Origin of the sequence: Roseicyclus persicicus (assembly GCF_012395815.1) — a bacterium.
Classification (GTDB): domain Bacteria; phylum Pseudomonadota; class Alphaproteobacteria; order Rhodobacterales; family Rhodobacteraceae; genus Roseicyclus; species Roseicyclus persicicus.
This window is the reverse complement of record NZ_JAAZQQ010000002.1, coordinates 126,785-146,404: the sequence shown is the minus strand read 5'-3', so window position 1 is coordinate 146,404 and position 19,620 is coordinate 126,785. Positions and strand designations below refer to the sequence as shown.

Genomic DNA, 19,620 nt, shown 5'->3' with positions numbered 1-19,620 from the left:
ATAAGCCGCCGCCGCGGCGATGGCGACAGGTTCGCTACGTCACTTCTGCCGGGGTCGGTCGAAGGCAAGCAGCAGGTTGTTGGCCGGCATCGCCACCGTCTCGACGTGGCGCAGGCCGCAGGCCACGAGATGCGCGCAGGTGTCGATCACGTCCTTGTAGCCGATCGCCGGATCCTGCGCCTGCAGGCTGGCGTGGAAGGCCGCATCGCCCGGGCTGGTCGCCGCCCCGTCGCGCAGGAAGGGCCCGTAGAGGACGAAAACGCCGCCCGGCGCCAGAACCCGCGCGACCTCGGCCAGCGCGGCGTCGGCCTCGGGGCGCGAGATCAGGTGCAGCAGGTTCACCAGCACCACGAGGTCGACCGGGCCGTGCCGGTCGGCCCAGCCGGGCCGCGCGGCATCGAGGGGCAGCGGCGGGCGCAGGTTCGGCAGCCCCGCCCCGGCGGCCCAGGCCGCGATCGAGGCGCGGCGGGCCGGGTCGGGGTCGGTCGGCTGCCAGTCGAGCCCCGGCAGCGCCGCGGCGAAGCGGATCACGTGCTCGCCCGTGCCCGAGGCGATCTCCAGCGCGCGGCCCGCGGGCGGGGCCAGCCGCCGCAGCTCGGCGCAGATCGCATCGCGGTTGCGCAGCGCGGAGGGGGCCGAGAGGCGGGCCTCGGCCGCCTCCGCCTCCGTCTCCGCCAGCGCCGGCGCGTCGGGCAGGTCGAGCCGCCGGATCACTGCTGCATCATGATCGACATCGCGCCGCTTTCGGCCATGCGGGTCATCATGATCTCGACCACGCCGCAGCTGCCCATCAGGGCCTGCGCCTGCTGGTCGGTCATGCCGGCGGGCGGCTGCACCATGTTGTCCATCGCGCCCGACATCAGCGTCTCGGCGGTGGCGCCCTCCATGGCGGCCTCGGCCTGGTCGAGCATGTCGTCGACGGCGGCCTCGCCCGAGGCGGCGACGAAGCCGTCGAGCACGCAGGCATAGGCGCCGCGCACCTCGTCGTCCCATTCGGGCGCGGGCAGGTTGCCCGCGAGCGCCGGATACTGCGCCACCAGCGCCTCGTTCAGCAGCACGTTGGCGCGCTCGGACACGGCCTCCATCCGGTCGAGCTGCGACTGGGCGAGCGCGGGCAGCGGCGCCAGCAGGGTGGCGGCGAGGGCGAGGGCAAGGGTGCGGGTCATGGCGAGTCCTTCGTGGTTCGGGTCAGGCCGCAGGCTAGGCCGCGGACGGGGGAAAGGGAACCGGCGGGTTTCCCCACCATCAGCGGAACCGCGCCGGGGCCAGCGCCGCGACGGTCGCCGCGTCCAGCTGCGGCGCGCGCCCGCCCACCAGGTCGGCGACGAGGCGCGAGGCGGCGGGCGCGGTCTGGAAGCCGTAGCCGCCCTGCCCCGCGACCCAGACGAAGCCCGGGTCGGCGGGCTCGGGGCCCAGCACCAGCGCGCGGTCGGGCGCGAAGGTGCGCAGGCCCGCCCAGCTGGAGGTCAGCCGCGTCACCTCCTCGGTCACGAAGTCCTGGTAGCGCGCGATCCCCTCGGCCAGCCGCATGTCCTCGGGCCAGGCGTCGTGGGGTTCGGCCACCGGGTCCTCGTCGGCGGGCGACACGATCATCTGCCCAGCATCGGGCTTGGCGTACCAGGTCTCGCCGGCGCCGAGGAGCATCGGCCAGCGGGACACGTCCATGCCCGCGGGCGCGGGGATGCGCGCGACCGAGCGGCGGAGCGGCGTCAGGCCGATGGGCGCGATCCCCGCCATCGCGGCGACGCGGTCGGCCCAAGCGCCGGCGGCGTTCACGAGGATGCGCGCGGCATGGACCGCGCCCCTGGCCGTCACCTCCCAGCCGTCCCGCGTGCGGGCGATGGCGGTGACGGGCGCGCCGGTCTCGACCCGGCCGCCCTGCGCGCGGATCATGCGGACGAACTGCTGCACCAGCCGGTCGGTGTCGATGTCCCAAGCGTCGTCGTGGACGGCAGCCCCCGCGACCGCGGCGGGGTCGAGCGCGGGCACGCGGGCGACGGCGTCCTCGGCGGAAATCCGGTCGAGCCCCATCTTGGCGACGTCGCGGGCAAAGACCTCCTCCTCACCCGGGGCCGCCAGCAGCATCAGGCCGCGCGGGCTGAGGACGCCGCCGTCGAGCGTGTCGTGATCTTCGCGCGAGGCGAGGTTGAGGGCGATGGTGACGGCGTGGCCGTATTGCGACTCGTAGAGCGCGGCTGACCGGCCCGAGGCGTGGTAGGCGAGCGCGGGCTCGGCCTCGAGCAGCAGCACGGAGCCGAGCTCGGCCAGCCGCGCCCCGGCCGACACGCCGGCGATGCCGCCGCCGATGACGAGGAAATCATGAGTGGAGTCTTGGGTCATGGCCGGATCGGTGCCACGGGCGCGCGGCGCTGTCTAGACCACCCCGGCGCTGCGCCGCATCAGCGCCACCGCGCCCCACAGGAGGAGCGCGGGCAGCACGAGGACACGCAGCGCGAAGATGCCGATCAGGGTCAGGGAGGCGCCGAAGAGCGTGTCGGCCTGGGTCATCATGAGCGTCGCCGCGTCGCGGTAGCGAGCCACGGCATCGACCGCCTCGCCGACCCCGTCGGCCGCCGATTGCAGCCCGCCGCCCAACCGCGACAGGAAGCCCCCGCCGGGGGCCTCGGCCGGCACCTCCACGGCCTCGCCGCTGCCGCCGCCGATCAGGATGCGCGCCTCGGTCGTGACGGCGTCCAGCTCGGCCATCGCCTGCGCCCATTGCGGCGCAGTGATCCGTTCGCCCAGCCCCACCCCCGCGGCGAACCCCAGGGGGAGCACGAGGCCCAGCACCGCCCCCAGCCGGATCGCGTAGGCGCCGGGAGACCCCAGCGCGGCACAGAGTGGCCAGCCCGAGGCCGCGCGCGCGAGGCAGCCGAGGCCGAGCAGGCAGAGGCCCAGCGCCGCCACGGGCGCGAAGCCGACCGTCGCGAGCGCCGCCCCCGCGGCGACGGCAAAGACCACGTCGGCCACCCGTTCCACCGTGTCGTCGACCGGCTCCAGCACCTTCAGGGGCTGCAGGCTCGCCTGCGCGCCGACCGAGGCGCCGACCTCGACCTCCTGCGCGGTGGAGAGCGCGGCATTGATGATGCGGAGCGAGACATAGACGCCTGCCGTGGTCGCCGCGATCTCCTCGGCGGCCGCGGTGGCGGGCGGCAGCGCGGGGTTGAGGGATCCGCGGCCCGACAGCTCCCACAGGCCGATGGCCAGGGCGACGAGGCCCAGAAGGCCGAGGAGCAGCCCCCGGCGCAGGCTCACAACATGCTCGGCACGACCAGGTCCGGCGGCCGGTGCCCGTCGGCGAAGGTCTTGATGTTGATCAGCACCTTCTCGCCCATCTCGATCCGGCCCTCGCGCGTGGCCGAGCCCATGTGCGGCAGCAGCACCACGTTCGGCAGCTCGCGCAGGCGCGGGTTCACCTCGCGGCCGCGCTCGAACACGTCGAGGCCGGCGCCCGCGATCTCGCCCGCGCGCAGCATCCGGGTCAGGGCGTTCTCGTCGATCACCTCGCCGCGCGAGGTGTTCACGATCACCGCCTGCGGCTTCATCAGCTTCAGCCGCCGGGCGTTCATCAGGTGGAAGGTCGAGGGCGTGTGCGGGCAGTTGACCGAGATCACGTCCATGCGGGAGATCATCTGGTCGAGGCTTTCCCACCAGGTCGCCTGCAGCGCCGCCTCGATGTCGGGGTGGACCCGGCGGCGGTTGTGGTAGTGCACCTGCATCCCGAAGGCCGCGGCCCGCCGCGCCACCGCCTGCCCGATCCGGCCCATGCCGAGGATGCCCAGCCGCTTGCCCGCCACGCGCCCGCCCATGAAGGCCGTCGGCGCCCAGCCGTCCCAGCGCCCCTCCTGCATCACCGCCATGCCCTCGGGCAGACGGCGCAGCACGGCGAGGATCAGCGCCATGGCCATGTCGGCGGTGTCGTCGGTCATCACGCCGGGCGTGTTCGACACCAGGATCCCGCGCTGGCGGGCGGTCGCCACGTCGATGTGGTCCACCCCCGCGCCGTAGTTGGCGATGAGCTTCAGCCGGTCGCCCGCCTGGCCCAGCATACCGCCGTCGATCCGGTCGGTGATGCAGGGGACGATCACGTCGGCGCGCTGCATCGCGGCGACGAGCTCGCCCCGGGTCATCGGGGTGTCCTCGTCGCGCAGCTCGACATCGAACAGCTCGGTCATCCGGGTCTCGACGACCTCGGGCAACCGTCGCGTCACGACAACACTCAACCGCTGAGCTGGCATCAGACCCTTCCCTTCGCTGGCGTTCCGGCCTCGGCCATGACACTCTCCGATCGGGACCGGGGGTGCAAGCCGCGCTGCGGCCGCATCCCCCCGGGTTCCCGTCACAGCGGACCACCCCGCGCGGACCAAGGACGCGGGGACCGAGGGCAGAGACGAGCGGAATGCAAAAGGCAGGGCTTTGGCGCGGCGGCGTGGCCGTGATCGCGGGCGTGATGCTGGGGCTGATCGCCCCCGCATGGGCGCAGGACCGCCCCGCGACGCAACCGCAGCCGCGCCCGACCGAGCTGGTCGCGGTGGCGACCGCCGCGCCCGTCGCCCCCGACGCCCTCCCCGCCGCGGCGGCGGCGGCCCCCGCGCCGGCCGCGACGCCCGCCAGCCTTGCCGCCGCGCCGCGGGTGGGGCCGGTGACCGGCTTCCCGCTGCCGCGCTACGTGTCGATCAAGGCGGCCGAGGCCAACGCCCGCCGCGGCCCGTCGCGCAGCCATCGCATCGACTGGGTGTTCACCCGGCGCAACATGCCGGTGATGGTGGTGGCCGAGCACGGCCACTGGCGCCGCGTGATCGACCGCGACGGCGCCGGCGGCTGGATGCACTACACGCTGCTGTCGGGCGTGCGCACCGCCATCGTCGAGGCCGACATGCTGCCGCTCCATGCCCGCCCAGACCGGCAATCCCTGGTCCGGGCCGAGGCCGAGCGCGACGTGATCGGCGAGCTGCGCCAGTGCCACGCCGGCTGGTGCGAGATGGAGGTCGGCGGCTACCGCGGCTGGGTCGAGGCCGACGCCCTGTGGGGCGTCGACCCCGGCGAGGAGTTCGACTGACCGCGCGCGGCCCGCTCAGGCCGCCCGGTCGAGCCCCCGCCCCTTCAGCAGCGCCTCGACCCCCGGCATCCGGCCCCGGAACGCGGTGTAGAGCGCGTCCGCCTCGGCGCTGCCGCCGGCCGACAGGATGAAGCGTTCCAGCCTGGCCGCCGTGTCGGCGTCGAAGGGGCTGCCGGCCTCCTCGAAGGCCTCGAAGGCGTCGGCGTCCATCACCTCGGACCACATGTAGCTGTAGTAGCCGCTGGAATAGCCGTCGCCGGCGAAGACATGGGCGAAATGCGGCGTCGCGTGGCGCATCCCGATGGCGCGCGGCATCCCCAGCCGGGCCAGCGTCCCGGCCTGCGCGGCCATCGGGTCGGCGGGGGCGGGGCCGTCATGGAAATCGAGGTCGACCAGCGCCGAGGCGACGTATTCCACCGTCTGGAACCCCATGTCGTAGGTCCGCGCCGCCAAGAGCCGGTCGCGCAGGGCGGGCGGCATCGGCGCGCCGGTGGTCGCGTGGCGGGCGTGGCGGTCGAGCACCTCGGGCACCTCGAGCCAGTGCTCGTAGAGCTGGCTGGGCAGTTCCACGAAATCGCGCGCCACGCTGGTGCCGCTGATCGAACCGTAGGTCACGTCGGACAGCATCTGGTGCAGCGCGTGGCCGAATTCGTGGAACAGCGTGCGGGCGTCGTCGTAGGACAACAGGCAGGGGTCGCCCTTGGCGAAGTTGCAGACGTTGACGACGACGGGCCGCGTGTCGCCGCCGAGCTTCTTCTGGCTGCGCATCGCGGAACACCAGGCGCCCGAGCGCTTCGACCCGCGGGCGAAATAGTCGCCGATGAAGACGGCGACGTGGTCCCCGTTCCGCGTCACCTCCCAGGCCCGGGCGTCGGGATGATACAGCGCCACGTCGAGCGGCCGGAACTCCAGCCCGAACAGGCGGTGAGCGCAGTCGAAGCTGGCCTCGATCATGGCGTCGAGCCGGAAATACGGCTTCAGCTCGGCCTCGTTCAGGTCATGCTCCGCCGCGCGGCGTTTCTCGGCGTAGTAGCGCCAGTCCCAGGGCTCCAGCTCGCCGTTGATCCCGTCCTCGTGCAGCATCGCGGCAAGCTTGTCCGCGTCCGCCTCGGCCTGCGCGCGGGCGGGTTCCCAGACCCGCATCAGCAGGTCGCGCACTGCCTGCGGGCTGCCCGCCATCTCGGTTTCCAGCTTGTAGGCCGCAAAGCTGTCGTAACCGAGGAGCCGCGCGCGTTCCTCGCGCAGCGCCAAGACCTCGGCGGTAATGGCGCGGTTGTCGGTCTTGCCGCCGGTCATCCCCCGCGCGGTCCAGGCGCGGTAGGCCTTTTCCCGCAGGTCGCGGCGCGGGCTGAACTGCAGGAACGGCACGATCAGCGAGCGCGACAGCGTGACGACCGGCCCGTCCTGCCCCTTTTCCCGCCCCGCCTCGCGCGCCGCGGTCACGACGAAATCGGGCAGGCCGTCGAGGTCGGCCTCGGTCAGCGGCATGAACCACTCCCGTTCATCGGCGAGCAGGTTCTGGGTGAACTCGGTGCCGAGCACGGCGAGCCGCGATTTCACCTCGGTCAACCGGTCGCGCGCCGGACCCTCCAGCGCCGCGCCCGAGCGGGTGAAGGAGCGGTGGGTGAGGTAGAGCACCCGCATCTGTTCGTCGGTCAGGCCCAGCGTCTCGCGCCGCTGCCACAGGTCGTCGATCCGGGCGAAGAGGGCCGCGTTGTTGGTGATCTCGGAGGAATAGGCCGACAGCTTCGGCGCGAAGTCCCGCTGCAGCGCCTCGCGCGCGGGGTTCGAGTCGGAGCCGGCCAGGTTGTAGAAGACGCCCGCCACCCGGTCGAGCGTGGCGTCGGCCAGCTCCAGCGCCTCGATGGTGTTCTGGAACGTGGGCGCCTCGGGGTTCTCGGCGATCGCCCGGATCGCGGCGCGGCCCTCGGCCAGCGCGGCCTCCATCGCGGGGGCGAAATCGGCGTCGGCGATCTTGTCGAAAGGCGGCAGGGCGAAGGGCGTGTCCCAGGGGGCGAGCAGCGGGTTGGTCATCGGGGCAAATCTCCTTTGCCCCGAGACATAGGCCGGGCGGCCCGGCCCTGCGAGGGGTTATTGCACGGTGATGGTGATCACCGGGCTGACCACGGGCGGGGAATGCGGCACGTGGTTCATGTCGCCCAGCACCAGCTGCAGCGTGTGGCTGCCCGGGGGCAGATCGAGCGTCACCTCGGTCTGGCCGCCCCCGAAATGGCGGTGGTTGTCGTCGGCGGGCAGGCCGTAGAGCAGCTCGTCGGCGCCGTCCGGCCCCTCGCCCAGGGGCGGGCGGTTGACCAGCAGGTGGTGATGCCCGGTGTTGGCCGCATCGGTCCCGGCGGGGGCGACGCCCATGCCGGACAGGCCGAAACGGACGGTGACGGGCGCGGTGACGGTATCGCCGTCCGCGAGGCCGATGAAATAGACCTGCGCCCCCTCGGGCGCCGGCATTCCCTGCCCGAAGGCAGGCGTGGCCGCGGCAAGCAGCGCGGCGAACAGCAGTCTCTTCATGATCAGTCCTCCCTTGCGTCTGCGGGACGATCCCGTTGACGTAGGGGAAGGTAGCGCGCGGGGGCCGGCTGTCCCGTCCTACCGATCGGCCCCCTGCCGCAGCCGCAGCTCCAGCCGGCGCAGCAGGATCGACAGGGTCACCGTGATCGACAGGTAGATCAGCGCGACCACGTTGTAGGTCTCGAAATAGCGGAAGTTCGACGCGGCCGTGACCTTGCCGAGCTGCGTCACGTCCAGCACGCCGAGGACGGACACCAGCGACGAGTCCTTCACCATCGCCACGAAATCGTTGCCAAGGGGCGGCAGGATCGTGCGGAACGCCTGCGGGAACACGACGAGGCGGAACCGCTGCCAGCGGTTCAGGCCCAGCGCGTTGGCGGCCTCGATCTGGCCCTTGTCGACCGATTGCAGGCCGGCGCGGAACACCTCGGCGATGAAGGCGGAATAGCCGATGGCCAGCGCGATGATCGCCCGCCACAGGAGCGGGAAGTCGCGGGTGCGGATCGGGTCCCGGCCCAGCCCTTCGGCCGCCCAGTTGTAGGCCGCCACCAGCGCGGGCGCGAAGACAAAGGCGACGTAGAGCAGGAGCACGATGATCGGCACGCCCCGGATCACCTCGATGTAGAACCGCGCGACCTGCCTGAGGATCAGGCTCCGCGACAGGCTCATCACGGCGAGGCCGAGGCCCACGGCCGACGCCATCGCAAAGCCCACCAGCGTCACCATGACGGTGACGACGACCCCCTGCCTGAGTGTGCCGATCAGCTGGACGTAGACGTCATCGGTCAGCATCCGCCACAGCGCGAAAAGCCCGAGGCCGATCAGGGCCACGAGCCACCAGGGGAAATCGCGGTCGGGGGGCGCGGAAGGGATCATCCTGAAAGACGGCACCGCACCGGCGCGGGGCCGGTGCGGTGCCAAGGGCGTCGCCCGTTACTGGCCGAGCACGTAGTCGACGAACCAGCGCTGGTCGAGCTCGGCCAGCGTGCCGTCGGCGCGCATCGATTCGATGGCGGCGTTGATCGCCGGCACCAGCTCGCTGTCGTTGGGGAAGATGAAGCCGAATTCCTCGGTCCCCAGCGGCTCGCCGATCATCGCCAGCGTCTCGGGGTTGGCGGTGACATAGCCCTGCCCGCCCGCGCTGTCCGACAGCACCATGTCGACGTCGCCCGCGATCAGCGCCTGGATCGCGGCGGGGATGGTCTCGAACAGCACCAGCCGCGGGTTCGCCTCGTTGCCGTCCAGCACGTCGTAGACACCGACGTAGAAGGGCGTGGTGCCCGCCTGCGTGCCGATCAGCAGGTCGGCGTCGGCGGCGAAGCTGGCGGCGTCGGTGAACCGGTCCTCGCCCGCGCGCACCAGCATCCGCATCTGGCTGACCATGTAGGGCGCCGAGAAATCCACCAGCTCGTCGCGGTCGGCACGGATAGTGATGCCGGTCATGCCCATGTCGTACTGGCCCTCGGCCACGGCGGGGATCATGGCGTCCCAGCTGATGTTCTCGATCACCGGCGTGATGTTGATGCGCTCGGCGATGATCGCCAGCGCGTCGTATTCCCAGCCGATGGCGTTGCCGGTGCCGGGCTCGATGAACTGCAGCGGCGGATAGGCGTTCTCGGTGACGACGACGACCTCCATCCCGCCGAGGTCGGGCAGGTCTTGCGCGGCGGCGGTCATCGGGATCAGCGCGGCGGACAGCGCCAGCGCGGCGGCGGTGCGGATCATGGGTCAGGCTCCCTGGTTGGTGATTGGCGCGCAGTATGGCGCGGGCCGCGGCGGCGGCAAGGGGGCGCCGTCAGACCCCGCCGCAGACCGGGCAGTCTGCCCGCCGTTTCAGCACGATCACCCGGCTCTCGCCGTGGAGCGCGTCGTGGATCAGCATCCGCCCGCGCAACCCCTGCCCGGCGCCGGCGATCTCCTTCACCGCCTCCAGCGCCATCATCGACCCGACCACCCCCGGCAGCGCGCCGATCACGCCGGTCTCGGCACAGGTCGCGGCCATCCCCGGCGCGGGCGCCTGCGGGAACACGCAGGCCATGCAGGGCGCGCCGCCGGCGGGGTCATACAGCGTCACCTGCCCCTCCCAGGCGGAGATCGCGCCAGCCAGCACCGGCCGCCCCGCCGAGACGGCAGCCCGGTTCACCAGCGCGCGGGTGGCGAAGGCGTCGGTGCCGTCGAGGATCAGGTCGTAGTCGGCGAACAGCGCCGGCGCGATCTCGTCCGTCAGCATCCGGTTGTAGGGGCGCACGTCGACATGCGGGTTCAGGGCCTTCATCGCCATCTCGGCCGAGAACACCTTGGGCATCCCCTGCCGGTCGTCGGTGTGGATCACCTGCCGCTGCAGGTTCGACAGGCTGACGGTATCGGCGTCGATCACCCCGATCCGCCCCACCCCCGCCGCGGCGAGGTAGAGAAGCGCGGGCGAGCCGAGGCCGCCGGCGCCGACCACCAGCACCTTCGCCTCCTTCAGCGCCCGCTGCCCGCCGCCGCCGATCTCGGGCAGGGTGATGTGGCGGGCATAGCGCTCCAGCTCCTCGTCGGAGAACGGCCCCCTCGGCAGCACCGGCGCCGCGGCCGCCTGCGCGGCCTCCCTCGCTTCGGCCCGCGCCCGCAGCCGCCGCAGCCCCGCCCGGTAGACCAGCGCCATGACCAGCGCCGCGCCCAGCAGCAGCCACAGCGCCGGCGACCCGCCCGTCGTCTCCCGCAGGGGGTGCCCCTCGGGCAGCGCCACCTGCACCGCCAGCACCGCGACATAGAGCAGGCCCAGCATGTAGAGCCGCGCCTGGACCGGCGCCCGCATCAGCGCCCCGATGCCCCAGATCAACGCCGCCAGGCCGAACACGAACAGCATCAGTCCCGCCCCGTCGATCCGAACCCGCCCGCGCCGCGCGCCGTGGCGTCCAGCGCCTCCACCGGTGCGAAGCGCGCGGCGGCCACCGCCGCGATCACCGCCTGCGCGATCCGCGCCCCGTGCCGCACCCGGAAGGCGGTGCTGCCAAGGTTCACCAGGATCACGCCCAGCGGCCCCCGGTAGTCGCTGTCGATGGTGCCGACGCCATTGGCCAGCGCCACGCCATGCTGCACCGCCAGCCCCGACCGCGCCCGGATCTGCATCTCGTAGCCCGCGGGCACCGCCACCCGCAGCCCCGTCGGCACCAGCACCCGCCCCCCGGGCTTCAGGAGCAGCCCCAGCGCCCGGTCCCCCGGCAGGAGGTTCGCGCGCAGGTCCGCCCCCGCCGCCCCCGCCGTGGCGTGCTCGGGCAAGGGCACCGACGGGTCGGCCCAGTCCTCGCGCAGGATCTCGATCAGAACGGCCACACCGCCCCCTTCATCTTTCTCCAAATACGCACTTGCGCCGCGTCCCGCTCAGGACAAGGCTTCGGCGATGCGCGCGGCCAGACGCCGCGCCACCGCGTCCTTGCCCATCCGCGGCCAGACCTCCGCGCCGTCGGCCGTGATCAGCGTCACCGCGTTCTCGGCCCCGCCCATGATCCCCGTCCCCGGCGACACATCGTTGGCGACGATCCAGTCGCAGCCCTTGCGCGCCCGCTTGGCGGTGGCATGGGCCTCCACGCTCTCGGTCTCCGCGGCGAAACCGACGACCAGCCGCGGCCGCCCCTCGCCCATCCGCGCCACCGTCGCCAGGATGTCCGGGTTCTCCGCGAACTCCAGCGCCGGCAGGCGCCCGGTCCCGTCCTTCTTCATCTTCTGCCCGGCGGCATTGGCGACGCGCCAGTCGGCCACCGCCGCGGCGAAGACGGCCGCCTCGGCCGGAAGAGCCGCCGCGACCGCGTCGGCCATCTCCCGCGCCGTCTCCACCCGCACCACCGTCACCCCGGCCGGCGGCGGCACGGCTGCCGGCCCCGTCACGAAACTCACCCGCGCGCCCAGGTCCCTGAGCGCCGCAGCGATCGCCGTCCCCTGCGCGCCCGAGGACCGGTTGGCGATGTAGCGCACCGGGTCGATGGGTTCATGCGTCGGCCCCGAGGTCACCAGCACGTGCCGCCCGGCCAGCGGCCCGGCGCCCAGCGCCGCCTCCACCGCCGCCACGATCTCGGGCACCTCGGCCATCCGCCCCGGCCCGAACTCGCCGCAGGCCATCGGCCCCTCGGCGGGCCCCACGACCAGCACCCCGTCGCCCTGCAGCACCGCCAGGTTCCGCCGCGTCGCCGGATGCTCCCACATCCGCACGTTCATCGCCGGCGCGATCAGCACCCGCTTGTCCGTCGCCATCAGCACGGTCGAGGCCAGGTCATTGGCCAGCCCCGCCGCCATCTTGCCCATCAGGTCCGCCGTCGCCGGCGCCACCACCACCAGGTCCGCCGAGCGCGACAGCTCGATGTGCCCCATCTCGGCCTCGTCGGTCAGGTCGAAGAGGTCGCGGTAGACCTTTTCCGCCGCCAGCGCCGAGGCCGACAGCGGCGTGACGAATTCCTCCGCCGCCCGCGTCAGCACCGGCACAACGGATGCCCCGCGCTCGCGCAGGCGCCGGATCAGGTCCAGCGCCTTGTAGGCCGCGATGCCGCCGCCGATGATGAGAAGGATCCGCCTGTCCGCCAGCATGTCCGCGCCGTTCCCGTTGACCGCGCCCGAGGTTAGGGCCGCCCCCCCGCAAGGGCAATCCCGAACTCCGGCAGCACCGGGCAGGGCCGGTCGGCGGGCAGTTCCGCGTCGAGCGCGAACAGCGCCTCGGGCCCGCCCGCCAGATGCGTCAGCGCCAGCGTCACGCAGACCCGTTCCCGCGCATAGGTGCCGAACTCGACCGCGGGCAGGGGCAGGCCGGCCAGCCCCCGCGCCACCATGGCGGGCGGCGCGGGGCCGAGGGCGACGTAATCAGCGTAACCCTCATTGATCCAGCGCGGCATCCGCACGATGCGCCAGCGCCCGACATGGGCGGCCAGCTGCAGATGCGTGATCTCGTGCACGAGGTAGTAGCCCAGCGTCCGCGGCGGCGGCACCGCGCGGCCGTCGCGCACCAGCCGGTTCGCGGGGATGTCGGCGTGGCGCAGGAACACGTGGGCGGGTGCGACCACCGGGTAGGTCAGCCCGGACGCCCGCGGCGAGCCGGAAAAGAACAGACCGACGAGCGGCCCCTCGGGCACCAGCCAGACATCGACCGGCGCGGGCGCGCCCAAGGGCGCCGCGGACAGGAGCGCCGTGATCTCCTGCCCCAGCCGCACCGCCTCGGGCGGCAGGGGGTCGCGGGCGTGAAAGGTGATCGCGCCGCCCGTCCGCGCGTGGGAAAACAGCGGGGCGGGCCAGGCCAGGGCCGCGACCAGCGCGCCGTAGACGGCGAGGGTCGCCAGGAACCCCGCGAGGCTCAGGCGGAACATCCAGCGGATCAGGCGCGGCGACATGGGCCCGTCATCGGCGGTTTCGCCGCCCCGCGCCAGTCAGCGAAACGCCGCGCAGGGGTCGGGGCGGTCGGCGGGGTCGGCGACGGTGAACAGGTCGAAGGGCACGGGGTCCTCCGGCACGGCCTCGAACTGGCCGAGGGTGAACACGGCCACCTCGGGCGCGGCCAGCGCGATCAGCGCCGGCACCCCCCAGTCGGCCCGGGCGTGGCCGTTGCCGGTGATGACGGCCACGGGGGCGCCGTGCGCCTCCAGCGCCGCCAGCGCGGCCTCGGCCAGCGCGGCGTCGCGCAGGCGCTGCGCCTCGACGAAGCCCGGCAGGATCTCGGGCGGGAGCGCGTCGCAATGGGCGGCCATTTGCTCGGCCTCGCGCGCGGCCTGCTCGGCCTCGGGCAGCGACCGGTCGAGCCCGAAGCGGCCTGCGTCGCCCGCGAACACCGCCGCCGCGCCGCCGTCGAAGGCGCCGCGCGCCGCCTCGCGCCCGACCAGCGCGCCGTAGACCGGCACCTCGGCCCCGAAGGCGAAGAGCGGCGCGTAATTGGCGAAGTCGGGCCAGCCGGAATTGTCCCAGTCGAGCGCCGCGGCCAGCGCCGCGGCATCGGCCGCGATGCCGGGCGTCACCAGCGCGGCCTGGGCGGGCGTGATGTGCTCGAACACGATGGCCGTCGCACCGAGACCCGCCAGCACCTCGGCCTGCGTGACGTGGTGGGCGGGGTTGTCGTGCACCTCGCCGAGGATCACCACCCCGGCCCCGGCGGCGGCGGCCAGGATGTCGGGCACCGACGCGCCTTCGGCCGCGACCTCGGTCGCGGCCAGCGCAAGGAACAGGGCGAACCCAGCCCGGACAGGCCGCACGGCGCGGCTCAGCGGAGGAAGGCGACGGTCACCGGCACGGCGGGCGCCCCGTGCCCGCCGACGCGCGCCTCGGGCGAGGCGACGGCGATCGACAGCACGAAGAGGCCCGCCAGCATTGCCAGCGGCGCGTGGAACGTCATGCGGCGAAGAATGACCGGACCTCCTTGGACTGCGCCTCGAGCGTCTTGCGCATCTTGGCGAAGGCGGCGGCCTCGAGCTGGCGCACGCGCTCCTTGGACAGGCCCAGCTCGTCGCCGAGGCTTTCCAGCGTGCGGGGCTCCTCGCGCAGCTTGCGCTCGCGCACGATGAAGCGCTCGCGGTCGTTCAGGGCCTGCATGGCGATGATCAGCCAGTCGCGCAGCTGGGCGGTGTCGTGGCTTTCCTCGACGATGTCGGCGGCCTGCGCGCTGTCATCCTCCAGCGCGTCGATCCATTCGCGACCCTCCTCGTCCACCGACTGGGTGGCGTTGAGCGAGTAGTCGGAGCCGGCGAGCCGCCCTTCCATCATCTCGACGTCGTGGAGCGGCACGCCCACCTCGGTCGCGATCATCTGGCGCAGCTGGTGCTTGTCGAGGTTCTCGCCCCGGGCCAGCGCCTCGCGCTCGAGCCGAGCCTGGACGCGGCGCATGTTGAAGAACAGGGATTTCTGCGACGAGGTCGACCCGGTGCGCACCATTGACCAGTTGCGCATCACGTAGTCCTGGATCGACGCCTTGATCCACCACACCGCGTAGGTGGAAAACCGCACGCCGCGGTCGGGGTCGAACTTGTCGGCGGCCTTCATCAGGCCGAGGCCGGCCTCCTGGATCAGGTCGTTCATCGGCGCGCCGTAGCGCTTGAACTTGGCCGCCATCGAGATCGCGAGGCGCATGTAGGCCGTCACCAGCCGGTGCAGCGCCTCCTCGTCCCGCTGGTCCCGCCAGGCGTAGGCGAGCCTCAGTTCCGTCTCCGCGTCCAGCAGCTCGGCCCGCATCGCGCGGCGGCTGAGGCTGTGTTCTCCACCCATGTCCAGTGCCATCTGGGAACCCCCCGGTTTGCGTTGATGACGCCATTGGCAAGCAGCGTTCTGATGGGTGTTACGCAGCGAAAGACCGGTTGGTTCACTTTTTGGGATAGAAAATTTCGCGGGGCGGCATATGTCGCGGTCATTTCGGCCATCACGATTTCGCGATTGACCGATCCGGGCCGCCCATGCGCAATCGCGTCCATGACCCATCGCATCCTCATCGGTGACCGTTCCTATTCCAGCTGGTCCTTGCGCGGCTGGCTCCCCTTCGCGGCCTGGGACATCCCCGTGCAGGTGGAGACGACCATCCTCTACCGCGACGCGTTCCGCGCGGACCTCGAACGCTTCGCCCCGGGGCTCCGCAGCGTGCCCGCGGTGTGGACGCCTGAGGGCGGGCTCCTATCCGACAGCATCGCCATCGCCTGGCACTTGGCCGAGGCCTTTCCCGACCGCGGCCTGTTGCCGACGGACCCGGTCGACCGCGCCACGGCCCAGAGCCTGATCGCCATCATGCACGCGGGCTTCCAGCCGCTGCGCAGCGCCTGCCCGATGAACCTGCGCAATGCCTGGGACGGCTTCGTGCCGTCGGACGCCGTCCGCGCCGACCTCGCCCGGCTCGAGGCGCTTTGGGGCGCGGCGCTGGACCGCTCGGGCGGGCCGTTCCTGTTCGGCGCCTACACGCTGGCCGACGTGTTCTACGCCCCCGTCGCCATGCGAATCGCGGGCTACGGCCTGCCGGTGTCGGACCGGGCGCAGGCCTATGTCGCGGCGCATCTGGCCCACGGGCCGCTGCGCCAGTGGCGCGCGCTGGGGCAAACGGCAGGCCCCGAGCAGCCGACCTACGAGATGGGCCTGCCCCGCCGCCCCTTCCCGATCCTGCCGCCCGACGCCTGAGCGCCCGCACGGGTTTACGATTCGCTAACGCTTGGCGGGTAGGCGTTAACCATGTTCGACGCCCCGCGCCCCGACAGCCTGTCCCGCATTCATACGGTCGCCTTCGAGGGGCTCGAGGCGCGCCGGGTCGAGGTGCAGTGCGCGGTCACGGCGGGCGTGCCGGCCTTCACCGTGGTGGGCCTGCCCGACAAGGCGGTGTCCGAGGCCCGCGAACGGGTGCGCACGGCGCTGTCGGCCATGGCCATCGCCCTGCCGTCCAAGCGCATCACGGTGAACCTGTCGCCCGCCGACCTGCCCAAGGAGGGGTCGCATTTCGACCTGCCGATCGCGCTGGCGCTCTTGTCGGCGCTCGACATCGTGCCGCGCGAGCGGATCGAGACCGCGATGGCGCTGGGCGAGCTGTCGCTCGACGGCACGCTGGTGCCGGTCATCGGCGCGCTGCCCACGGCGCTGGCGGCGGGCGAGGACGGGCGCGTGCTCTACTGCCCCGCCGGTTGCGGGGCCGAGGCCGCCTGGGTCGGCGCGACCCCGGTCTTCGCGGCGCGGTCGCTGGCCGAGCTGATCGCCCACCTGACTGACCGCGCCCCGCTGGAGCCCGCCCGCCCGGGCGAGGTGCGGGAGGACGCCAGCCCGAAATGCCTGTCCGAGGTGCGCGGGCAGGAACGCGCCAAGCGCGCGCTGGAGATCGCGGCGGCGGGGCGGCACCATCTGCTGATGGTGGGGGCGCCGGGGTCGGGCAAGTCGATGCTGGCGGCCCGCCTGCCCGGCATCCTGCCGCCGCTGTCGGCGCCCGAGGCGCTGGAGACCTCGATGATCCACTCGCTGGCGGGGCTCCTGACCGATGGCGGCATCTCGCGCAGCCGGCCCTACCGCGCGCCGCACCACACGGCGTCCATGGCCGCCATCGTCGGCGGCGGGCGGGGGGCGAAGCCGGGCGAGATCAGCCTCGCGCACAACGGCGTGCTGTTCCTCGACGAGTTCCCGGAATACCCGCGCGCGGTGCTGGAAACCCTGCGCCAGCCGATCGAGACCGGCGACGTGGTGGTGGCCCGTGCCAACGCCCATGTCACCTACCCCTGCCGGTTCCTCCTGATCGCGGCGGCGAACCCCTGCCGCTGCGGGCAGCTTTATGACGCGGCGCAGGCCTGCGGGCGGGCGCCCTTGTGCGGCGATGACTACATGGGACGCATCTCGGGGCCGCTGATGGACCGCTTCGACCTGCGGCTGGAGGTGCCGCCGGTGGCCTATGCCGACCTCGACCTGCCCGCGACCGGGGAACGGAGCGTGGAGATCGCGAAACGCGTCGCGGCGGCGCGGGCGGTGCAGGCGGCCCGCTTCTCCGCGCTGGGCGCGTCGGCGCGGGTGAACGCGGACGCCGAGGGGGCGCTGCTCGACGAGATCGCGACGCCGGATGCGGAGGGAAAGGCCTTCCTTTTGAAGGCCGCCGACCGCTTCCGCCTGACCGCGCGGGGCTACCACCGGATCCTCAGGCTCGCGCGCACCATCGCCGACCTCGAGGGCGCGGCGGGCGTGGGCCAGCCGCACATCGCCGAGGCGCTGGGCTACCGGCTGATCGGGGCGAAGGCCTAGAGCTTGCCCTCGATCGCCTCCCAGATCTTCGCGGCGGCGTTGATGCCGTCGAAGCGCTCCAGCTCCTGGATGCCGGTGGGCGAGGTCACGTTGATCTCGGTGAGGTAGCCGCCGATCACGTCGATGCCGACGAAGACCTGCCCCATCTCCTTCAGGCGCGGGCCGATGGCGGCGCAGATCTCGCGCTCGCGCTCGGTCAGGCCGATCTTTTCCGCGCGGCCGCCGACATGCAGGTTCGACCGCGTCTCGCCCTCGGCGGGCACCCGGTTGATGGCGCCCACGGGTTCGCCGTCGACGAGGATGATGCGCTTGTCGCCCTTGGCCACGTCAGGCAGGTATTTCTGCGCGATCAGGGGCTCGCGGTTCATGCCGGTGAAAAGCTCGTGCAGCGAGTTCAGGTTGCGGTCGCTCTCGGGCAGGCGGAACACGCCGGCGCCGCCATTGCCGTAGAGCGGCTTGAGGATGATGTCGCCGTGCTTGGCCTTGAACGCCTTGAGCACCGACAGGTCGCGGGCGATGGCGGTGGGCGGCGTCAGGTCGGGGAAGTCGAGGACCAGCAGCTTCTCGGGCGAGTTGCGCACCCAGAACGGGTCGTTCACCACCAGCGTCTGCCCCTTCAGCCGGTCGAGGAGATGCGTCGTGGTGATGTAGCCCATGTCGAAGGGCGGGTCCTGCCGGAGCCAGACCACGTCGACCTCGGCCAGGTCGAGGTCCACCCGCTCGCCCAGCCGGGCATGGTCGCCCTTCACCCGCTGCACGCGGACCGGCTGGGCCAGCGCCATGATCCGCCCCTCGCGGTAGCTCAGGTGGTCGGGGGTGTAGACCCAGAGCTCGTGGCCGCGCGCCTGCGCCTCCTCGGCGAGGCGGAAGCTGCTGTCGGCGTCGATGTTGACCGACCCGATCGGGTCCATCTGAAAGGCGACCTTCATGGTCCGAACTCCCGGGCTGGTTCCTCGCGCCCTGTTTGGCGCGGGGCGGGGCCGGGTGCAAGGCGCCGCGATCAGCCCGCCTGCAGCGCGTTCGGGATCACGTCGATCCGGCCGGCGCCGTCGACCAGCGCCACGTCGAAGCGCATCGGCGTCAGCGATCCCGACGCGAACTGCCCCAGCGCCGCCTCGGCGCTGGCGAGCAGCCGGCCGATCTGCCGCCGGGTCAGGTGCGCCGCGGCCGCCGCGAGGCTGCGCGACGACTTCACCTCGACGAATACGATCTCGCCGCCCTTCTCGAAGATCAGGTCGATCTCGCCGGAGGGTCCGCGCCAGCGCCGCGTCAGCAGCCGGTGACCGCGCGCCACGTAGGCCTGCATCACGCTGTCCTCGGCGGCCTTGCCCGCCAGGTAGGACCGCAATCCGCTGATCGCCCGTGCCTTCATCCCTCGTCCTCCGGCCCGCCCGCGTCCTTCAACGCCAGCGCCATCTGATACACGTCCCGCCGGGGCAGCCCCAGCGCCTCGGCCACCTCGGCGGCCGCCTCCTTCACCCGGAGCCGGCCCAGCGCCTCGCGCAGGGCCGCCTCCACGTCCGCCGCCTCGGGCGCCACGTCCAGCGGCCGCCCGACCACCAGCGCGATCTCGCCCTTTACCGGCGCCTCGGCCAGACCGTCCCTGAGCGCCCCGAGCGTGCCGCGCCGCACCTCCTCGAATCGCTTGGTCAGTTCCCGGCAGAGCGCCGCCGGCCGATCCGCGCCCCATGCCTCGCACAATTCCCCTAACAATCGGCTAATGCGCTTGGGGCTTTCGTACAAAATCAGCGTCGCCGGCACGTCCCCGATCTCGTCCAGCCAGCGCGCGCGCGCCCCGGCCTGCGCCGGCGGGAAGCCCGCGAACAGGAACCGGTCCGAGGGCAGCCCCGACAGGCTGAGCGCCATGATCGCCGCCGACGGCCCCGGCGCCGCCGTCACCGGCAGGCCCGCCCCGATCGCCGCCCGCGCCAGCTGGTAGCCGGGGTCGGCCACCACGGGCGTGCCCGCCTCGGAGCAGTAGGCGACGCTGCGCCCCTCGGACAGCGCGCGCAGGATGCGGGGCCGCGCCTCGGCGCCGTTGTGGTCGTGGTAGGCGATCAGCGGCCGGTCGCCGAGCTTGATCCCGTGGATGTCCATGAGGTGGCGCAGCGTGCGCGTGTCCTCGGCCGCCAGCACCTCGGCGGTGGCCAGGATGTCGAGCGCCCGGAGCGTGATGTCCCGCGCCGCGCCGATCGGCGTCGCCACCAGGTAGAGGCCCGGCGCCAGCTCCGCCCGCCGCCCCCCGGTCGCCTGCCCGTGCTCGTCCATCGGTGCCGTCCCGCCCGTCCCGCCGCCCCGCGCGCCGGCATCGTTTACTTGCCACGCGGGACGCCTTA

General features: G+C 72.9%; 22 protein-coding genes. 3 read left to right on the top strand and 19 right to left on the bottom strand.

What is annotated here, in order from left to right; all coding sequences use genetic code 11:
• Window positions 1-39: 39 nt before the first annotated feature.
• From HCU73_RS05940 to HCU73_RS05925, 5 genes are all read right to left on the bottom strand, one after another.
• A complete protein-coding gene (locus HCU73_RS05940; protein ID WP_338051996.1) occupies window positions 40-714 on the bottom strand; it encodes a DUF938 domain-containing protein in 675 nt (224 codons plus the stop codon).
• Window positions 711-1,166: a hypothetical protein gene (locus HCU73_RS18695; protein WP_239025467.1), complete on the bottom strand. Its 456-nt coding sequence runs from the start codon at window positions 1,164-1,166 to the stop codon at window positions 711-713. Before HCU73_RS18695 ends, HCU73_RS05940 begins: the two co-directional genes overlap by 4 nt.
• 79 nt (window positions 1,167-1,245) lie before the next feature.
• Window positions 1,246-2,340: an NAD(P)/FAD-dependent oxidoreductase gene (locus tag HCU73_RS05935; protein ID WP_168622515.1), complete on the bottom strand. Its 1,095-nt coding sequence runs from the start codon at window positions 2,338-2,340 to the stop codon at window positions 1,246-1,248.
• 33 nt (window positions 2,341-2,373) lie between these two features.
• On the bottom strand, window positions 2,374-3,255 hold the full coding sequence (locus HCU73_RS05930) for a hypothetical protein (RefSeq protein ID WP_168622514.1): 882 nt from the start codon (window positions 3,253-3,255) through the stop codon (window positions 2,374-2,376).
• A complete protein-coding gene (locus HCU73_RS05925; protein ID WP_168622513.1) occupies window positions 3,252-4,238 on the bottom strand; it encodes a 2-hydroxyacid dehydrogenase in 987 nt (328 codons plus the stop codon). Before HCU73_RS05925 ends, HCU73_RS05930 begins: the two co-directional genes overlap by 4 nt.
• A 161-nt stretch (window positions 4,239-4,399) precedes the next feature.
• On the opposite strand from HCU73_RS05925, the gene HCU73_RS05920 reads away from it, so the two are divergent.
• On the top strand, window positions 4,400-5,059 hold the full coding sequence (locus HCU73_RS05920; RefSeq protein ID WP_168622512.1) for an SH3 domain-containing protein: 660 nt from the start codon (window positions 4,400-4,402) through the stop codon (window positions 5,057-5,059).
• Window positions 5,060-5,074: 15 nt separating this feature from the next.
• On the opposite strand, the gene HCU73_RS05915 is transcribed toward HCU73_RS05920, so the two are convergent.
• The 11 genes from HCU73_RS05915 to HCU73_RS05870 all read right to left on the bottom strand — a co-directional run bounded on the left by HCU73_RS05915 (window position 5,075) and on the right by HCU73_RS05870 (window position 14,812).
• The gene (locus HCU73_RS05915) at window positions 5,075-7,093 is read right to left on the bottom strand and encodes a M3 family metallopeptidase (protein WP_168622511.1); all 2,019 of its coding nucleotides are present in this window, start codon (window positions 7,091-7,093) and stop codon (window positions 5,075-5,077) included.
• 57 nt (window positions 7,094-7,150) lie between these two features.
• Entirely contained in the window at window positions 7,151-7,585 is a 435-nt protein-coding gene (locus tag HCU73_RS05910) for a DUF4399 domain-containing protein (protein WP_168622510.1), read from the bottom strand.
• Between the two features lie 78 nt (window positions 7,586-7,663).
• Complete coding sequence (locus tag HCU73_RS05905; RefSeq protein WP_168622509.1) at window positions 7,664-8,461, bottom strand: amino acid ABC transporter permease; 798 nt, start codon at window positions 8,459-8,461, stop codon at window positions 7,664-7,666.
• 57 nt (window positions 8,462-8,518) lie between these two features.
• Window positions 8,519-9,310 (bottom strand): substrate-binding periplasmic protein, encoded by a 792-nt coding sequence (locus HCU73_RS05900; protein ID WP_168622508.1) that lies wholly within the window; start codon window positions 9,308-9,310, stop codon window positions 8,519-8,521.
• Between the two features lie 70 nt (window positions 9,311-9,380).
• Complete coding sequence (locus tag HCU73_RS05895) at window positions 9,381-10,436, bottom strand: HesA/MoeB/ThiF family protein (protein ID WP_168622507.1); 1,056 nt, start codon at window positions 10,434-10,436, stop codon at window positions 9,381-9,383.
• Window positions 10,436-10,903, bottom strand: a complete 468-nt coding sequence (gene dut, locus HCU73_RS05890) for a dUTP diphosphatase (protein ID WP_168622506.1) — start codon at window positions 10,901-10,903, stop codon at window positions 10,436-10,438. Before dut ends, HCU73_RS05895 begins: the two co-directional genes overlap by 1 nt.
• Window positions 10,904-10,951: 48 nt before the next feature.
• Window positions 10,952-12,148: a bifunctional phosphopantothenoylcysteine decarboxylase/phosphopantothenate--cysteine ligase CoaBC gene (gene coaBC, locus HCU73_RS05885; protein ID WP_168622505.1), complete on the bottom strand. Its 1,197-nt coding sequence runs from the start codon at window positions 12,146-12,148 to the stop codon at window positions 10,952-10,954.
• 32 nt (window positions 12,149-12,180) lie between these two features.
• Complete coding sequence (locus HCU73_RS05880; RefSeq protein ID WP_168622504.1) at window positions 12,181-12,942, bottom strand: hypothetical protein; 762 nt, start codon at window positions 12,940-12,942, stop codon at window positions 12,181-12,183.
• A 36-nt stretch (window positions 12,943-12,978) separates the two neighbouring features.
• The gene (locus HCU73_RS05875) at window positions 12,979-13,794 is read right to left on the bottom strand and encodes a ChaN family lipoprotein (protein WP_338051995.1); all 816 of its coding nucleotides are present in this window, start codon (window positions 13,792-13,794) and stop codon (window positions 12,979-12,981) included.
• Window positions 13,795-13,802: 8 nt separating this feature from the next.
• Window positions 13,803-13,934, bottom strand: coding sequence for a hypothetical protein (locus tag HCU73_RS18810; protein ID WP_275403008.1), 132 nt, complete (start codon window positions 13,932-13,934; stop codon window positions 13,803-13,805).
• On the bottom strand, window positions 13,931-14,812 hold the full coding sequence (locus HCU73_RS05870; protein ID WP_168622503.1) for an RNA polymerase factor sigma-32: 882 nt from the start codon (window positions 14,810-14,812) through the stop codon (window positions 13,931-13,933). The genes HCU73_RS18810 and HCU73_RS05870 overlap by 4 nt, the downstream gene beginning before the upstream one ends.
• A gap of 189 nt (window positions 14,813-15,001) precedes the next feature.
• Between HCU73_RS05870 and HCU73_RS05865 the strand changes: the two genes are divergently transcribed.
• A complete protein-coding gene (locus HCU73_RS05865) occupies window positions 15,002-15,694 on the top strand; it encodes a glutathione S-transferase (protein ID WP_168622502.1) in 693 nt (230 codons plus the stop codon).
• Between the two features lie 51 nt (window positions 15,695-15,745).
• Window positions 15,746-17,284 carry a YifB family Mg chelatase-like AAA ATPase gene (locus HCU73_RS05860; protein ID WP_168622501.1) on the top strand — a complete coding sequence of 513 codons (1,539 nt, stop codon included), beginning with the start codon at window positions 15,746-15,748 and terminating at the stop codon, window positions 17,282-17,284.
• Here HCU73_RS05860 and gshB read toward each other — a convergent pair.
• From gshB to rsmI, 3 genes are all read right to left on the bottom strand, one after another.
• The gene (gshB, locus tag HCU73_RS05855) at window positions 17,281-18,213 is read right to left on the bottom strand and encodes a glutathione synthase (protein WP_168622500.1); all 933 of its coding nucleotides are present in this window, start codon (window positions 18,211-18,213) and stop codon (window positions 17,281-17,283) included. The genes HCU73_RS05860 and gshB overlap by 4 nt on opposite strands.
• Window positions 18,214-18,284: 71 nt before the next feature.
• Window positions 18,285-18,641, bottom strand: coding sequence for a YraN family protein (locus HCU73_RS05850; RefSeq protein WP_168623228.1), 357 nt, complete (start codon window positions 18,639-18,641; stop codon window positions 18,285-18,287).
• A gap of 11 nt (window positions 18,642-18,652) precedes the next feature.
• Window positions 18,653-19,552 (bottom strand): 16S rRNA (cytidine(1402)-2'-O)-methyltransferase, encoded by a 900-nt coding sequence (rsmI, locus tag HCU73_RS05845; RefSeq protein WP_168622499.1) that lies wholly within the window; start codon window positions 19,550-19,552, stop codon window positions 18,653-18,655.
• Window positions 19,553-19,620: the final 68 nt, after the last annotated feature.

Excerpts from the sequence above, each read along its gene's own strand:
- gshB (WP_168622500.1), bottom strand. The coding sequence starts at position 18,213 with ATGAAGGTCGCCTTTCAGATGGACCCGATCGGGTCGGTCAACATCGAC.
- HCU73_RS05910 (WP_168622510.1), bottom strand. The coding sequence starts at position 7,585 with ATGAAGAGACTGCTGTTCGCCGCGCTGCTTGCCGCGGCCACGCCTGCC.
- HCU73_RS05870 (WP_168622503.1), bottom strand. The coding sequence starts at position 14,812 with ATGGCACTGGACATGGGTGGAGAACACAGCCTCAGCCGCCGCGCGATG.
- HCU73_RS05860 (WP_168622501.1), top strand. The coding sequence starts at position 15,746 with ATGTTCGACGCCCCGCGCCCCGACAGCCTGTCCCGCATTCATACGGTC.
- HCU73_RS18695 (WP_239025467.1), bottom strand. The coding sequence starts at position 1,166 with ATGACCCGCACCCTTGCCCTCGCCCTCGCCGCCACCCTGCTGGCGCCG.
- HCU73_RS05935 (WP_168622515.1), bottom strand. The coding sequence starts at position 2,340 with ATGACCCAAGACTCCACTCATGATTTCCTCGTCATCGGCGGCGGCATC.
- HCU73_RS05895 (WP_168622507.1), bottom strand. The coding sequence starts at position 10,436 with ATGCTGTTCGTGTTCGGCCTGGCGGCGTTGATCTGGGGCATCGGGGCG.
- rsmI (WP_168622499.1), bottom strand. The coding sequence starts at position 19,552 with ATGGACGAGCACGGGCAGGCGACCGGGGGGCGGCGGGCGGAGCTGGCG.
- HCU73_RS05880 (WP_168622504.1), bottom strand. The coding sequence starts at position 12,942 with ATGTCGCCGCGCCTGATCCGCTGGATGTTCCGCCTGAGCCTCGCGGGG.
- HCU73_RS05905 (WP_168622509.1), bottom strand. The coding sequence starts at position 8,461 with ATGATCCCTTCCGCGCCCCCCGACCGCGATTTCCCCTGGTGGCTCGTG.
- HCU73_RS05925 (WP_168622513.1), bottom strand. The coding sequence starts at position 4,238 with ATGCCAGCTCAGCGGTTGAGTGTTGTCGTGACGCGACGGTTGCCCGAG.
- HCU73_RS05900 (WP_168622508.1), bottom strand. The coding sequence starts at position 9,310 with ATGATCCGCACCGCCGCCGCGCTGGCGCTGTCCGCCGCGCTGATCCCG.
- HCU73_RS05920 (WP_168622512.1), top strand. The coding sequence starts at position 4,400 with ATGCAAAAGGCAGGGCTTTGGCGCGGCGGCGTGGCCGTGATCGCGGGC.
- HCU73_RS18810 (WP_275403008.1), bottom strand. The coding sequence starts at position 13,934 with ATGACGTTCCACGCGCCGCTGGCAATGCTGGCGGGCCTCTTCGTGCTG.
- coaBC (WP_168622505.1), bottom strand. The coding sequence starts at position 12,148 with ATGCTGGCGGACAGGCGGATCCTTCTCATCATCGGCGGCGGCATCGCG.
- HCU73_RS05915 (WP_168622511.1), bottom strand. The coding sequence starts at position 7,093 with ATGACCAACCCGCTGCTCGCCCCCTGGGACACGCCCTTCGCCCTGCCG.
- HCU73_RS05865 (WP_168622502.1), top strand. The coding sequence starts at position 15,002 with ATGACCCATCGCATCCTCATCGGTGACCGTTCCTATTCCAGCTGGTCC.